This window comes from Streptomyces sp. JNUCC 64, assembly GCF_054484115.1.
Genome location: NZ_CM137015.1, coordinates 3,619,288 through 3,633,434, shown reverse-complemented (window position 1 = coordinate 3,633,434; position 14,147 = coordinate 3,619,288). Strand labels below are relative to the sequence as shown.

Below are 14,147 nucleotides of genomic sequence, written 5' to 3'. Positions count from 1 at the left end.
CGCGGAACCTCCCGGGGACCGGTCCTCCACAGAACGGGATGGGTCATGGCCGCAAACAACCGCCGCATGTCCGGCAAGAAGGGCGCGCAGGTCGGAAGCGGCGGCCAGCGGCGCAGGGGCCTGGAGGGCAAGGGCCCCACCCCGCCCGCCGAGATGCGCAAGGGCCACGCCAAGCAGCGTGCCGCCAACGCCAAGGCCCGGCGCGCCCAGGGCCGTCCCGCCACCCCCCGGGGCCGTGGCGGCCGGGGCACCTCCGAGCTGGTCGTCGGCCGCAACCCGGTGGTCGAGGCGCTGCGCGGCGGGGTCCCCGCCACCACCCTGTACGTCCAGCAGTTCATCGAGAACGACGAGCGGGTCCGCGAGGCGCTCCAGCTCGCCGCCGAGCGCGGCGGCATCCACCTCATGGAGGCCCCGCGCCCCGAGCTGGACCGGATGACCGACGGCCTCAACCACCAGGGGCTCGTCCTCCAGGTGCCGCCCTACGAGTACGCGCACCCCGAGGACCTGGTCGCCGCCGCCCACGACCAGGGCGACGACGTGCTGGTCGTGGCCCTGGACGGGGTCACCGACCCGCGCAACCTCGGTGCCGTCGTCCGCTCGGTCTCCGCGTTCGGCGGCCACGGCGTCGTGGTGCCCGAGCGCCGCGCCGCCGGGATGACCGCCGGTGCCTGGAAGACCTCGGCGGGCACCGCCGCCCGCACCCCGGTGGCCCGCGCCACCAACCTCACCCGCGCCCTGGAGGCGTACAAGAAGGCCGGGATCACGGTCGTCGGCCTGGCCGCCGACGGAGAGGCCGAGGTCGGTGACCTCGCGGCCCTCGGCGGGCCCGTCGTCATCGTCGTCGGCAGCGAGGGCAAGGGCCTGTCCCGGCTGGTGGGGGAGACCTGCGACGTGCGGGTGCGCATCCCCATGCCGGGCGGCGCCGAGTCGCTGAACGCCGGTGTCGCCGCGGGCGTCGTCCTCTACGAGGCGGCCCGCCAGCGCCGCCGCTGACCACCCGCCCACGCGGCACGGGGCCCGTCGGCACCCCTGGATTCCAGGGGGCCGGAGGGCCCCGTCGGCTTTTGTCGGGGGCCGGACATCTTCGGCGGGTCAAGGCAGTGTCCTAACCTCACGTCACTCGGTTAGATGAGTGTGGACACCAGAACACCCCGCACACTCACGGGGGCCCGCTCGTCGGGATTCGACGACGCTCCCGCGCTGAGCATGGTGAAGGTGCCGAGCGATCCGGCGCAGGTCATCGTCAATCACGCCAGCTTCCGCGTGCAGCTCAACGGCGTGCCCAAGCGTTCCGCGCGCATCGACCGGGGCGCCGACGGCGCCCGCGTCACCGCAGGATCCGTGGCGCGCCGTCGCGCGCCGGTGGTCTGGACCGGCCGGTCCGCGCCCGGCGACACCGCCGCCACCGGACTGCTCCAGGCGGTACGGGAGACCGGCGTCCGCCGCGCCGCCGGACCGGCCGACGGCGGAGCCACCCAGCTCATCCCCCGGGTGACCCCGCGCACCGCGCCCGACGACACCGTCACGGGCCCCGGCCCGGACGCCACCCGGCTGCTGCCCCATCAGCTCCGCGACTCCCGGAGCGCCTACGAGGAGACGGCCGGGATGCCGGTCGTCACCGAGCGCGGCCCCGGCGACCGCTACGACGGCGACCACGACGACTACGACGGTCACGACGACTACGACGGCCACGGGTACGACGACCGGGCCGCCGGGTACGACGGGGGCGAGCCGTACGAGCGGGAGCCCGACGAGGAGGACGGCGCCCGGGAGCGGCGGGACGTCTACTACCCGGGCCGTCGGCTGAACCTCGGCGTGGTGCTGCTGCCGCTGCGCGTCTTCCTCGGTTTCATCTCCATCTACGCGGGCCTGGGCAAGCTGAGCGACCCCGTCTACTTCGACGGCGGCGAGCGCGGCTCCATGATGAAGTGGCTGAACTCCCTGCACCCCTGGGCCCTCGCGGAGCCGCTGCGGGACTTCGCCCTCCAGCACCCGGTGGGCGCCGGGCTGACCATCGCCTTCCTCCAGGTGCTGGTCGGCGTGCTGACCGTCCTCGGACTGTGGCAGCGGGTCGCCGCCGTGGTCGGGGCGCTGCTGTCGGCGGCGCTGATCGTCACGGTGAGCTGGCGGACCGTCCCCGCCTACGACGCGCCCGACATCATCTACCTGGCCGCCTGGTCTCCGCTGATCATCGCGGGCGCCCCGGTGTACTCGGTGGACGGACGCCTCGGCTCCGAGGCGTGGCGCACCCTGGGCCCGCGCGCCGGACTCTGGGAGCTGCGCGGCCGGGTGCTGCGGCGGGGCGCGGTCATCGCCTCCGTCGCGGTGGGCCTGACGATGCTCCTCGGCTCGGTCCTCGGCGGCGCCGTACGGGACGCCGACCGGGTCACCGTGCCCGCTCCGGGCCAGGCCCCGCGCAACGAGCTGCCCGGTTCGCCGCTGCCGCCGGAGCCCGACGAGCGCCGCCGCGAGGGCAGCCGCTCGCCGTCCCCCTCCGGCACCCCGACCCGCGACGCCCGCGAGGCGTCCGCGGTGCCCACTCCGGCCGCCACCCCCGGCGCCGCCACCGGCGCTCCGCCGACCGCCGGGGCCACCGGCGCCGGGACGCCCAGCGAGACCCAGGGCACCGTACAGCGGCCCCCGGCCCGCGAGACCCCGCCGACCCGGGCCCCCGCGACCACTACGGGTCCCTCCTCGGGCGGCGCCTCGACGGGCAGCGCCGGGGAGACCACCGGCTCCACCTCCACCGGCGGCGCCACCGGCTCCACCGCGACCGGCGGCACCGGCTCCTCCACCGGCGGCGCCGAGGAACCGCCCGGCCTGGTCGGCGGCCTGATCGGCTGACCCGGCCCCGGAACGGCGGCCTGACCGCCGGACCGGCCCCGGCCAGCTCCGCACGACCCCGGAAGGGCCGGGCAGGACCCGAAGGACGACGAAGGGGCCACGCGTACGGACGCGTGGCCCCTTCGTCGAGGCCGGGACGGGCGGACGACCCGCGCGAACGCCGGGCGCTGCGGAGCCCCGGTCCGACGGAGGCCGGAGTCGACGGAGCCCCGGTCCGACGGAAGCCCGAGTCGGCGGAGCCCCGAGCTGCCGAGCGCCCGGGCAGCTGGTACCCGGGCGGCTGAACGTCCGGGCGGCTGAGCGCCCGAACGCGGCTGAGCGTCCGGGCGGTGGTTCAGCGTACGAGGGCCCAGCGCGCGAGGGCTCAGCGTACGAGAGCCCAGCGTGCGAGGGCTCAGCGTGCCAGGGCGGCGAGCTCCTTGGAGGCCTCCGTCAGGTCCTTCGCCGTGTCGATGGCCCGCCAGTACGCGCCCTGCGGGATCGGGAAGCCCGCCAGCCGCTTGGCGCGCGCCAGCCCGGGGAAGGTGGTGCGCTCGTGGTCCCCGAGGTCGGGGAGCAGCTCGGTGAACGCGGCGGAGAAGACGTACACGCCCGCGTTGATGAGGAACGGGGACGGCGGCGCCTCGACGAAGTCGGTGATGTGTCCGAAGCGGTCCGTCTCGACGGCGCCCCAGGGGATGCGGGGGCGGGCCAGCGCGAGGGTGGCCGTGGCGTCCCGCTCGGCGTGGAACGCGGCCATCTCACGCAGCGAGAAGCGCGTCCAGATGTCGCCGTTGGTGGCGTACCAGGGCCGGTCGGGGTGGGGCAGGTGTCCGGCGGCGTACTTGAGGCCGCCGCCCCGGCCGAGGGGCTCCTTCTCCACGACGGTGGTGACCCGCAGCGGCAGGTCCGACGACTCCAGCCACTCCTGGAGGACCTCGGCGAGGTGTCCGCACGAGACGACGGCGTCGGTCACGCCCTCCTCCGCGAGCCAGGCCAGCTGGTGCCCGATGATCGGGGTCCCGGTGCCGGGGATCTCCACCATCGGCTTGGGCCGGTCGTCGGTGTAGGGGCGCAGCCGCGAACCCTGGCCCCCGGCCAGGACGACGGCTTGTGTCGGACGCTCGTGGGCGTGCGGATCGGTCATGCCGAAACCATACGCGTCGACGCCGCGCGTCTCGCGGGCCCACCCGGTGCGTGGTCCGGGCGGCCGCGGGGCGCGCGGCGTCGTGGTCGGGCCGGTGGGGCCCGGGTGCGGTGGGGGTGCCGTCAGAGCTGCGTGGCGACGCCGGAGGCGAAGGCCGTGTCGCAGACCGGGCGGGCGTAGGACTGGGCGCGGGCCGGTCCGTAGCTGCGGACGGCGGCTCGGCCCAGGGAGCGGGCGATGGAGACGCAGTGCTTCGCGAGCGAGGGCCTGCGGTCGACCTCCTGCTGGAGGTGGGTCAGGGCGGTGCCCGGGTCCTTCTCCTGGAGTTCGCGCAGCAGTCGTTCGCGCAGCACCTCGTGGGCGGCGGGGGCCTTGGCCTTGGCGCGGCTGGGCACGCTCTCGGCGGACGCGGTGAGCACCGAGTCCTGGGAACCCGACCAGTTGACGGAGGTGACCGCGAGGGTGCCGGACAGCACCATCACGACAGGCAGGACGAAGGCGAGGGAGCGGCCGATGCGGCGGGCAGGGCCACGCCTCCGGCGCTGCTTGTAGGTGTGGGAAAGCGTCACGCAGGGCAGCGTAGCGGCCGGTAGTCATGTGAAGACACTTAGTCACCCTCTTGAGGGACGGTGACGCGCCTCATTCGCATGATCGTGTTGACGAACAGGAATCGAAACGCCGGGCGTGGTGGCATTTGGCCTGCCGTGAATGCCCGGTTCCGCCCCTGGGGTGCGGGTGCTGCCGATGGTGCGTGTGTGGGCGCTGATGCGGGAAGGGCCTGTGCCCCCGGAGACTCCGGGGGCACAGGCCCTTCCCTACCGCGCTGCCGCCGTCACCGGCGGCGCCGGCGTCAGTCGCTGAGGCGCGCGCCCGTGGAGGTCGAGAACACGTGGGTCTCGCCCGGACGCGGCACGACGTGGATGTCGCTGCCCTTGTCGGGGACCTGGCGGCCGTTGACGCGGACGACCAGTTCCTTGGACTCGCCGCCGACCTCGGCGGTGCCGTAGACGTAGGCGTCGGCGCCGGTCTCCTCGACGACGTTGACGCGGACGGCGAGGCCGGCCGGGGCGTCGGCGGAGCCCTTGGCGAGGGAGGCGGCGCCGCCGTGCTCGACCACCTCGAAGTGCTCGGGGCGGATGCCGACGGTGACCGTGCGGTCGCCGCCGTCGGCGGCGGCGGTCACGGCGTCACGGCCGACCGGCACCACGGAGTTGCCGAACTTCACGCCGCCGTCGGTGATCGGGACCTCGACCAGGTTCATGGCGGGGGAGCCGATGAAGCCGGCGACGAAGAGGTTGGCCGGGCGGTCGTACATGTCGCGCGGGGAGGCGACCTGCTGGAGCAGACCGTCCTTGAGCACGGCCACGCGGTCGCCCATGGTGAGGGCCTCGACCTGGTCGTGGGTCACGTAGACGGTGGTGATGCCGAGGCGGCGCTGCAGCGAGGCGATCTGCGTACGGGTGGACACGCGCAGCTTGGCGTCGAGGTTCGACAGCGGCTCGTCCATGAGGAACACCTGCGGCTCGCGGACGATGGCACGGCCCATCGCGACGCGCTGGCGCTGACCACCGGAGAGGGCCTTCGGCTTGCGGTCCAGGTACTGGGTGAGGTCGAGGATCTTGGCGGCCTCTTCGACCTTCGCGCGGATGTCCGTCTTGTTGACGCCCGCGATCTTCAGGGCGAAGCCCATGTTGTCGGCGACCGTCATGTGCGGGTACAGCGCGTAGTTCTGGAACACCATGGCGATGTCCCGGTCCTTGGGCGGGAGGTGCGTGACGTCGCGGTCACCGATGCGGATCGCGCCGCCGTTGACCTCCTCCAGGCCCGCGAGCATGCGGAGCGAGGTCGACTTGCCACAGCCGGAGGGGCCGACGAGGACGAGGAACTCGCCGTCCGCGATGTCGATCTCCAGGCTGTCGACGGCGGGCTTGGTGCCGCCCGGGTAGAGGCGGGTCGCCTTGTCGAAAGTTACGGATGCCATGGCTGTGAAGCCCCCTTCACCGGCAGGAACGTGCCGGACGATCCGAGTAAAGGAAGTGGTCCGCCCCCGTACCGGGAGCGGCTGACACATTGGTTTAGTCCACTCGGGTGAACTGCCTCAGGACGCTACCCGCCGTCCACCGATCTGTCATCCGTTGCGGGGGTGTGAACTTCGTCGACATTTCCCGACGGGCGGCACCCCTCCTCTGGGTACACTGCTCGGGCACGCCTCCTTAGCTCAGCTGGTCAGAGCGCCGCTCTTGTAAAGCGAAGGTCGTCGGTTCGAATCCGACAGGGGGCTCCGACGCGCACCCCCGAGCCGGCCTCCGCCCCGGCTCCGGCGGTCCACCTACGGCCCCGGACCTCGTCCGGGGCCGTTCGCGTGGGTGGCGCGGGAGCGGACGCGGGCCCGGTGGGCCGGAGGCCTCGGTTCACCGGGCGGCACCGGGTCGATCTCCTCGTACGGGCCTGACGAGGGTCTGCGGCACTGGAGGACCGCCATCAGGGGCGGGTGGCGATGATCGCTTCGGTGCGGACGACCTCGTCGAACCGGCCGTCGGGGCGGAAGCCGAGAAGGGCGGCGCGGAGGTCGTGGGTGAAGGCGTCCTGGTGGTCGCCGAGCTGTGCGGGGCTGGAGTAGGAGAGGCTGAGGACGTAGCCGATCACCTCGTCGACGGTGCGGGTGAGGGCGCGGTCCCAGCGGGCGGTCTCGACGTGGGAGAACGGCGAGCGTTCCAATACCTGTCGGTGGCTCTCTGCGGGGTGGGTGTACGTACCCGATCCGGCTCGGCGTTCGGGGCCGAGGTAGTGGGTGCGGATGTCCGCGACCACGTCCAGCCAGGGGGCGGGTTCGAGGTCTCCGGGGGCGCCGCCGGAGACGATGACGACGGCGCCGCCGGGTTCGGTGATCGGTTCGAGGTCGCGGAGGACCTGGTCGCGGTCCATCCAGTGGAACGCGGCGCCCATCACGGTGAGCGTGATGGGCGGGAGGTCCATGCCGGGGAGGGTGGTGGAGTCGCCCTGCCGCCAGTCGACGGTGGTGATGCCGCGTTCGGTGGCGAGGCGGCGGGCTTCCGCGAGCATGCCGGGTTCGGGGTCGACGGCGATGACCTCGGCCACGTGGGCGGCGAGCGGGAGGGCGAGGACTCCAGTGCCGGTACCGAGGTCCAGGACACGCTGGCTGCCGTCGAGGTGGAAGCGTTCGGCGAGGAAGGCGTAGAGGGCCGGGTCGTACCCGGGGCGGTACCTCGCGTAGTAGGGGGCGGTCGAGGCGAAGAGTTCGGCGGGGTCGCGGTGCGCGGTCATGCGGTCAGTCTTTCGTCCGTGCGTGGGGGAGGCGGATGGGAAGCGGACGGCGTCGGGGGTTCAGCCGCCGTGCGGTGCCGACAGCTCGGTGGCGCGGGCCGCGAGGGCGGCGGCGGACATCCTGCACGCGTCCAGTAGCCCCTCGGCCGTCGTGGGGCGCCCCGGGTCGCGGTAGCCGACGACGTGGAACCGGTCGGCCGCGCCCCGGGCGGCCAGGAGTGCGCGGACGGCTCCCGCGTGGGTCGGTACGGCCATCAGGACGGGGGCGTCCGTGGTGAACAGGCGGGTGAAGCGGCGCGCGGTCAGTGCGCAGGGCCGTCGGGACGCCGGGCCGAGGACGGCGAGGTCGTTGACGTGGACGTAGCGGATCTTCAGGTCGGGGCGGGTGGTGCGCAGCAGGGTTGCGGCGGCGGACAGTTCGCGTGCCGGGACGTCTCCGGCGGAGGCGAGCACCAGGTCGGGGCTGCGGCTCCGGTGGCTGAGGTGCGGCCAGACGGCGGCACCGGCGGTGAGTTCCTCGCGGAACGTGTCGGGCGGGAACGACCCGGTGCCGTGCTTGTCCGTGATCAGGAAGTTGACCCGGTCCCGTCCGGCGAGCATGACCGTGAGCACGGCGGCGGCGCGGGTGGCGTCGGCGGGGGTGTAGACGTGCACCGAGCCGTTCTCGGTCTCCAGCATCGACGAGACCAGACCGGGGTTCTGGTGGGTGTGGGTGTTGCGCCAGCCCAGCGAGGTGATCAGGTAGTTGACGTTCGGCAGTCCGCCGTGCCCGGCCGCGTACCGCAGGCCGCGGTGCTTGAGGTGCTGGACGAGCAGGCTGGTGTTGACGGGGGCGAAGGCTTCGTACGTGGCCAGGAGGGCGTCCCGGCCGGTCTCGGTGAAGCCCTGGAGCCAGGCGTGGCAGATCTCCTCGTTGAGGATCTCGGTCGCCCAGGGCGGCAGCGTGCCGTCGGGGGTGAGTTCCAGGCGGTTGGACGCGATCTCGTCCGGGCTGAACAGGCGGAAGCCGCCGGTCGCGGCCCGTTGCTTGATCGCGGCGCTGACCGTGGGCGATGGCCGGGGCCCGGGCGTCGGCATCGGCAGCGGGGCCTCCGGTTCGCCGGTCGGTGGCGGTGGCGGTGTGCCCGGGAGCGCTCGGCGGACCAGGCCGGCGGGCCGCCCTTCGGCGGTGAACAGCTCGGCCGGACGGTAGGACGTCAGCCAGGTCTCCAGCGCCGCGAACTCGGCCTCGTCCCGGCAGGGGTCGCGCAGCGGCGTCTTGTGGACGGCTGGCTTGCCGAGGAGCTGTCGTTCACCGACGCGTTCGGGCCCGGTGTGGCCCTTGGGCATGGTCAGGACGATCATCGGCTGTCGTCCGTGGCAGTCGAGCGGGCGGAGACGGGCCAGGGCGTCACCCAGCAGTCGGCGGAAGCCGGTGACGTCGGTGCCTCCGTGGGTGAAGGGCTCGTAGCCGAGTCCGGTGAAGTAGTCGTGGACCTCCGACTCGTCCATGCCCGCGAGGAGGGACGGTCCGCCCATCCGCAGGCCGTTGGCGAGCACCACCGGCAGTACGGCCCCGTGGTGTCCGCTGCCGATCAGCGCCCTGCGGGCCAGCCAGGCCGCCGCCGTCGCCCCGGTCTCCAGTTCACCGTCGCCGATCAGCGGGACGACGAGGCGGTGCGGGGCGTCCAGCGCCATGCCCTGGGCGACGGCGAGGGCCGGGCCGAGCTGGCCGCCCGTGTAGCGGACGCCCGGGACGAGGGGGTGACCTCCCCGCCGAGGGTGTTCGGGTGGGGGAACCGGGAGACGAGGGCCCGTAGTTCGGGCACGGACCAGCCCGGCCCACTGCCGGTGAGGCGCAGGGTGTTGTTGAGGTAGGCGTGCGCGAGGACGGACGGTCCGGCGTGTCCGGCGCCGTGCAGGACGAGCAGTTCGCCGCCGACGGGTCTCCGGGCGGTGAGCGGTCCGAGGTGCGCGAGCATCCAGTTGACCGGCGGGCACACCCCCCAGTGCCCGCGCGGGGACTCCTTGACGTCCGTCGGTGCGAGCGGGCGGGCGAGGAGCGGGTTGTCGTCGAGGTACAACTGCGCCGCGCACAGGTGGTTCAGGGCTCGCCACAGGGCGTCCACGGCTTCGTCCGGAACGGCCCGGGCGGCGAGGCGGGACGCGTGGCTCCAGTCGGGGAGCCGACCCGGGGGTGTGGCCGGGGGCACGTCGTCGGGTCGGGTCACGGTCGGCTCCGGGTGTGCGCGGACAGCGCGTCCACGACGGCGGTGATGCGGGCCGTGCGGATGTCGGGCGAGGACGCCTCGGTGATCAGATGGAGCGCCTGGGCCCGTTCGGGCGCGGGCAGCACGGTCCAGTCGAGCCGGGCGAGCGCCAGGGCTTCGGCCAGGTCGTCGGGAACGCTGCGGACGGACGGGTCCCGCACCCCCTGGACGGCGAGCGGTACTCCGGGGACGTCGTCGCGGACGCTCGCGTACGGGACCGCCGCCTGACCTCGCAGCGCGACTGCGGCGACCGTCCGGGCCGTACCGGTCGGGTGGGTGACGCGCAACCGTCGGCCGCGCAGCCCGGCCGGACCGGTGCACGGCAGCAGGAGCATGTCGCGGGTGCCGACCCGGGCGGGACGGGCGAGGACGTGGAGGACCTCGTCGGAGCCCGGTAGCGGCAACAGGGCGTGCGGGTCCCGTTCCCGGTCACCGGGCAGGTTCGACGGGGGCTGGGTGACGGCGATGATCCCGCCCTCGCCGCCCCGGGCCCGGCGGGCCGCCTTGTGGGTGAACAGGCAGCGGTCCACCGTGGACAGCAGTCCGTCGGTGAAGGCGTGCTTCCACGCGCTGCCGTCGCGGTCCGGCGGGAGGTCGGCGGGGGAGACGAGGGCGAGCGCGAAGGACACCAGTACGGGGAGTTCGGCGGCCAGCCGGTCCCGGAGTTCCGCGACGGCCCGGTGGAAGGAGGGGGCGTCGCGGACGGCGGCGGCGACGATGACCTCGTCGCCGCCGAAGGTCGCCGCGCACCCGGCGGTGAAGGGCTGTTGGTGGAACCAGGTCCGGGTGGTGGCGCCGAGGCGGGCCATGACCTTGTTCCCGGCGAGGTGGCCGTAGCAGTCGGCGCTGGTCGCGTTCGCCTTCTCCACGTGGTCCTTCAGCCCGTCGACGTCGCCGATCGCCAGTCCCACCAGGTGCCCGGAGCCGAGGGCCGAGGCGAGGGCCCGGGGGACGTTGCTGTGGAAGTCGGGGAAGGCGACCAGACCGGTCACGGCGTCCTCGCGGCTGCCCTCGCACCAGGTCCGCAGCGGCAGCCGGGCCGAGTCGAAGAAGGGGACGGAGCGGGCCAGCGGATCGCGGGCGGAGTGCTCGTCGTAGGTGTCACAGGTCGGCTCCATCGCGGACCTCCGGTTCTCTCGTGAGGGCCTCGGCGGGCCGGGCTGGCAGGAGTCGGGGCAGGGACGTGAGCCGGTGGAGGCGCGGGGCGTCGAGCGGGTCGGGGAGCGGGCGTCCGGCGGGCCGCTGGCGGTCCAGCCACGCGCCGTGCCAGCCCGCCGAGGCGGCGCCGACGACGTCGGCCCGCAGCGAGTCCCCGACGTGCAGCAGTTCCCGCGGTGTCAGGCCACTGACCCGTTCCACGTGGGCGAAGGCTTCCCGCTCGGGCTTCACCGCGCCGATGTCGGCGGAGTGGAAGACGTCGTCCAGCAGGTCGTGGAGAGCCGGTGGCGGCGTCTCCGGAACGGAGGAACCCAGGCTGTTGGTCAGCCCGTACAGCGCGAACCCGCGCTGTCGCAGGGCCGCCAGGGCCGGGACGGCGTCCGGGAACAACTCCGGAGCGGAGGCCCGCTGGCGGGCCCGGTCCAGCACCGAGACCAACGGCCCCAGGAGGGCGGGACGGTGGAAGGCGGTCGCGAGGTCACCGGCCAACTCCTCCGGTGTCGTGCGGCGGCGCTTCGGCCCGTCCTCCATGACCAGGCGGGCCCGGTCCAGGGAGATCCCCAACAGCCGGGCGACCAGGCCCGTCGTCGGCTCGGGCTCCGCACGCACGAGGGTGCCGCCCAGGTCGAAGCAGATTCCCCGCACTCGCGACCACCGGGCGGGTGGGCCGGTCATCCGTCCGCCTCCAGCACCGGTGCGGCTTCCGGCACCACCGGCGGTGCGGCGAGCCCGGCGGTGGCGCGGACCGGCAACGCCCCCTCCCGGGGCACCAGGGGTTCGGCGAAGACGTGCTGCCGCAGTGGTTCCAGCGTCAGGTGCCACTCGACGGCGGGGACCTCGTCCCGGCAGCAGGACCCGGCCAGGGCCAGCGCGGCGGTCAGCCGGTCGCCGTGCGGGAAGGTCGCCATGCCCAGGTCCGCCGCGAGTTCCGTGGTGTGCAGGGACCGGGCCAGGCCGCCGGACCAGCCGGGGTCGGTCTGCCACACGTCGACCGCCCCGCCGGTCAGCAGCCGGATCTGCTCGTCCTCGTCGGTGGCGTGTTCACCGGCCGCCAGGGGCACGCCGGACCCGGCGGCCCTCAGTCGGTGCCAGCCCCAGGAGCCGGGTTCCACCAGTTCCTCGGCGAACGCGACGTCGAGGTCCGCGAGGACGGGCAGCAGCCGTACGGCTTCGTCCGGTCGGCACCGGCCCAACCCGTCCACCATGAACCGGGTGTCGCCCGCCGCACGCCGCAAGGAGCCGAGCACCGTTGCGACCTTCCGGGGACCGGCGTGGACGAGGTGCTCGGTCAGCGGCCACTTCTGCCCCCAGAAGCCCGCACCGCCGATCCAGGCCGCCGCCTCGGGGGCGGCCTCGTGCTCCGGATCGAGCCCGAGTGCGGACGCGTACGCCGGTACGTGTCGGCGTACGGTGCCGCCCAGCAGGTCGGTGACCGTCGTTCCGGAGGCCCGGGAGGCCAGGTCCCAGCAGGCCAGTTCCACGGCGGAGGCCGCCCGGCGGGCGTGGGCACCGCGGTGGTGCCGTCCGGTGCGAGGGCGGTGCGGGAGGCGGCGCGGGGCCGCCGCGTCGTGTCCGACCAGTCCGGCGGCCAGGTCGTCGAGGACGATGCGGAGCACGGCTTCGCCGACCGGTGCGTGCCAGCCCGAGACGTCGTCCGCCACCAGCTCGATCGCGAACCGGGTGCGGTGCTCGGCCCAGGCGGGCCCCGCCGGGGGCACCGCGCACGCGGCGAGCGGGCCGGGTAACCCGTTCGGGAGGCCCGCCGCCTGCGGAGCCAGCCGCCAGGCCCTGACCGCCCGGACGGTCGTCGGGAGGGACGTGGTGCGGGTCGTCATCAGACCTTCGCCCCCGTCAGTTCTTCGCCCGCGAAGGTGAAGCACCACGGACTGCGGTAGTTCTGCCACCACTGGGGCCGCAACCCGCCGTCCTCGAAGAGTTCCTCCAGGCAGCGGCGCATCGACAGGCGCCACTCGATCGTCTCCGACCCGGGGGTGCGGTAGACGTCCATGAACGGGTTGTGCGCCTGGTAGGTCTGGAACCTGGGGAAGGCGGTGGTGACGGGCACGAAGCGCTTCAGGTTCCCGATCGCGTCTTCCAGCGGGTCCAGGCCGACGATGTACGTGAAGTCGGTCGTCAGGTCGCGTCGCTTGGCCCGGTCCAGGGCGGTGACCATCTCGGCGGGAGTGAGCTTGGCCTTGGACTCCTTGAGGATCTGGCGCCGCTCGGTGAAGCACTCGGCGGTCAGGGTCAGGTGGAACGAGCCCAGCCCGGCGGCGGCGTCCAGCCCCCGCTCGCTGGTCAGCACCGAGGACAGGAAGTGGAGGGTGCCGGTGCAGCCGTTGCCGCGCATCGCGGAGCGCACCTCGGTGAGGTGCTCGACGGCGAGGTCCTCGTACAGGAAGCAGCCCGTGCACACGGTCACCGTGTCCACCGCCGACAGGTCGTCCATCCCGGAGTTCGCGGCCAGCGCGGCGAGGTAGCCGGACAGGTCGAGCGGTCTGATCCTCGGGTCGGAGGCGTCCTCCAGGGTGTTGGGGCAGAACACGCAGCCGGTGCACTGGGAGCGCGCGTTGGAGTTGAGGGTGAGCATCTTCGTGCCGTTGCGCCAGTAGCCGAGGACGGCGTCGTCGTCCTCGATGCCGTCGACCTCGCCGACCTTCACCCCGCCCAGCCGCAGTTCGTGCTCGTCCAGTTCGAACGGCGAATCCCTGCGGCCCAGGGACAGGATCAGGAACAGAGGGTCGGCGGGCCGGGAGTCCAGCCGGAGGCGGAACCTCATGCGTGGCTTGGTAAGCGGGGACCGGGCTCCGGAGGCGTTCAACGCGATGAGCAGCACGTCCTCGGGGTTGACGTTCCACGTGCGGGCCACTTGTTCCAGGTGCCGAACCGATTCGAGCATGTGCCTTCCCTTCTCCCGGCCCGGTGCACGGCGGTGCGGTGCGGGCGGCGGATGCGTTGCGGGCGGTGCCCGCGCGTCGTCGTCGTGCGGGTCAGACGGGGAGCGGCGCGAGCGGAAGGCGGACGACGATCCGCTTGCCTCCGTTCGCTCCGTCCGGGACCACGTCGTGGCTCCCGTGGACCTCCGCGACCAGGGCGGACACGATCCGCAGACCGCGCCCGCCGTGGTCGTGCGCGGTCGGCAGGGCCTTGGGCTTGAACGGGTGCGTGTCGGTGACGGTCAGCGTGAGCGCGTCGGCGTCGGCGGTGAGGCACACCCCGGCGGTGGGCGAGAGGACGGCCGCGTGCCGGACCACGTTCGCCACCAGCTCGGTGACGATCAGGCACGCGGTGTCCACGACGTCCCCCGCCAGACCCCAGCCGCACAGCACCTTCGCCGTCTCGTGGCGGCTCCGTGGCACGGACTCGACCCTGGAGACGATCTGGAACTCGTGGCGCATCGGCGCATCGGCCATGGCTCGGCTCGCCCTTCCCCGCCGGGCGGGACCTCCACCCGATCAGGCAACCGAAGGTAAGCAGGTCGTCAC

General features: G+C 73.7%; 12 protein-coding genes, 1 tRNA gene and 1 pseudogene. 3 read left to right on the top strand and 11 right to left on the bottom strand.

Translation table 11 applies throughout. From position 1 onward, the window contains the following. Nucleotides 1-45 precede the first annotated feature (45 nt). Complete coding sequence (gene rlmB / locus ACVWNX_RS14760) at nt 46-993, top strand: 23S rRNA (guanosine(2251)-2'-O)-methyltransferase RlmB (protein WP_454414384.1); 948 nt, start codon at nt 46-48, stop codon at nt 991-993. 135 nt (nt 994-1,128) lie between these two features. Beyond that, a complete protein-coding gene (locus ACVWNX_RS14755) occupies nt 1,129-2,844 on the top strand; it encodes a DoxX family protein (RefSeq protein WP_454414383.1) in 1,716 nt (571 codons plus the stop codon). Nucleotides 2,845-3,238: 394 nt separating this feature from the next. Here ACVWNX_RS14755 and ACVWNX_RS14750 read toward each other — a convergent pair whose 3' ends face one another. The 3 genes from ACVWNX_RS14750 to ACVWNX_RS14740 form a co-directional block, all read right to left on the bottom strand. Beyond that, complete coding sequence (locus tag ACVWNX_RS14750; RefSeq protein ID WP_454414382.1) at nt 3,239-3,970, bottom strand: nucleotidyltransferase family protein; 732 nt, start codon at nt 3,968-3,970, stop codon at nt 3,239-3,241. A gap of 122 nt (nt 3,971-4,092) precedes the next feature. Then, complete coding sequence (locus ACVWNX_RS14745; protein WP_454414381.1) at nt 4,093-4,539, bottom strand: hypothetical protein; 447 nt, start codon at nt 4,537-4,539, stop codon at nt 4,093-4,095. 281 nt (nt 4,540-4,820) lie between these two features. Beyond that, on the bottom strand, nt 4,821-5,951 hold the full coding sequence (locus ACVWNX_RS14740) for an ABC transporter ATP-binding protein (protein WP_454414380.1): 1,131 nt from the start codon (nt 5,949-5,951) through the stop codon (nt 4,821-4,823). Nucleotides 5,952-6,177: 226 nt separating this feature from the next. Here ACVWNX_RS14740 and ACVWNX_RS14735 point away from each other — a divergent pair. Further along, nucleotides 6,178-6,251, top strand: a tRNA-Thr gene (locus ACVWNX_RS14735). Nucleotides 6,252-6,451: 200 nt separating this feature from the next. Here ACVWNX_RS14735 and ACVWNX_RS14730 read toward each other — a convergent pair. From ACVWNX_RS14730 to ACVWNX_RS14695, 8 genes and pseudogenes are all read right to left on the bottom strand, one after another. Beyond that, nucleotides 6,452-7,255, bottom strand: a complete 804-nt coding sequence (locus ACVWNX_RS14730) for a class I SAM-dependent methyltransferase (RefSeq protein WP_454414379.1) — start codon at nt 7,253-7,255, stop codon at nt 6,452-6,454. 60 nt (nt 7,256-7,315) lie between these two features. Next, on the bottom strand, nt 7,316-8,332 hold the full coding sequence (locus ACVWNX_RS14725; RefSeq protein WP_454414773.1) for a phosphoketolase family protein: 1,017 nt from the start codon (nt 8,330-8,332) through the stop codon (nt 7,316-7,318). A gap of 108 nt (nt 8,333-8,440) precedes the next feature. Continuing rightward, nucleotides 8,441-9,363 (bottom strand): annotated as a pseudogene (locus tag ACVWNX_RS14720) (phosphoketolase family protein); the annotation flags it as partial. 98 nt (nt 9,364-9,461) lie between these two features. After that, the gene (locus ACVWNX_RS14715; RefSeq protein WP_454414378.1) at nt 9,462-10,622 is read right to left on the bottom strand and encodes a GGDEF domain-containing protein; all 1,161 of its coding nucleotides are present in this window, start codon (nt 10,620-10,622) and stop codon (nt 9,462-9,464) included. Beyond that, entirely contained in the window at nt 10,606-11,337 is a 732-nt protein-coding gene (locus tag ACVWNX_RS14710; protein WP_454414377.1) for an HAD family hydrolase, read from the bottom strand. Before ACVWNX_RS14710 ends, ACVWNX_RS14715 begins: the two co-directional genes overlap by 17 nt. Beyond that, nucleotides 11,334-12,497, bottom strand: coding sequence for an enolase C-terminal domain-like protein (locus ACVWNX_RS14705; RefSeq protein WP_454414376.1), 1,164 nt, complete (start codon nt 12,495-12,497; stop codon nt 11,334-11,336). Before ACVWNX_RS14705 ends, ACVWNX_RS14710 begins: the two co-directional genes overlap by 4 nt. Next, nucleotides 12,497-13,561: a radical SAM protein gene (locus tag ACVWNX_RS14700; protein ID WP_454414375.1), complete on the bottom strand. Its 1,065-nt coding sequence runs from the start codon at nt 13,559-13,561 to the stop codon at nt 12,497-12,499. The genes ACVWNX_RS14705 and ACVWNX_RS14700 overlap by 1 nt, the downstream gene beginning before the upstream one ends. Nucleotides 13,562-13,652: 91 nt before the next feature. Then, nucleotides 13,653-14,075 (bottom strand): ATP-binding protein, encoded by a 423-nt coding sequence (locus ACVWNX_RS14695; RefSeq protein WP_366117399.1) that lies wholly within the window; start codon nt 14,073-14,075, stop codon nt 13,653-13,655. Between the last annotated feature and the right edge of the window lie 72 nt (nt 14,076-14,147).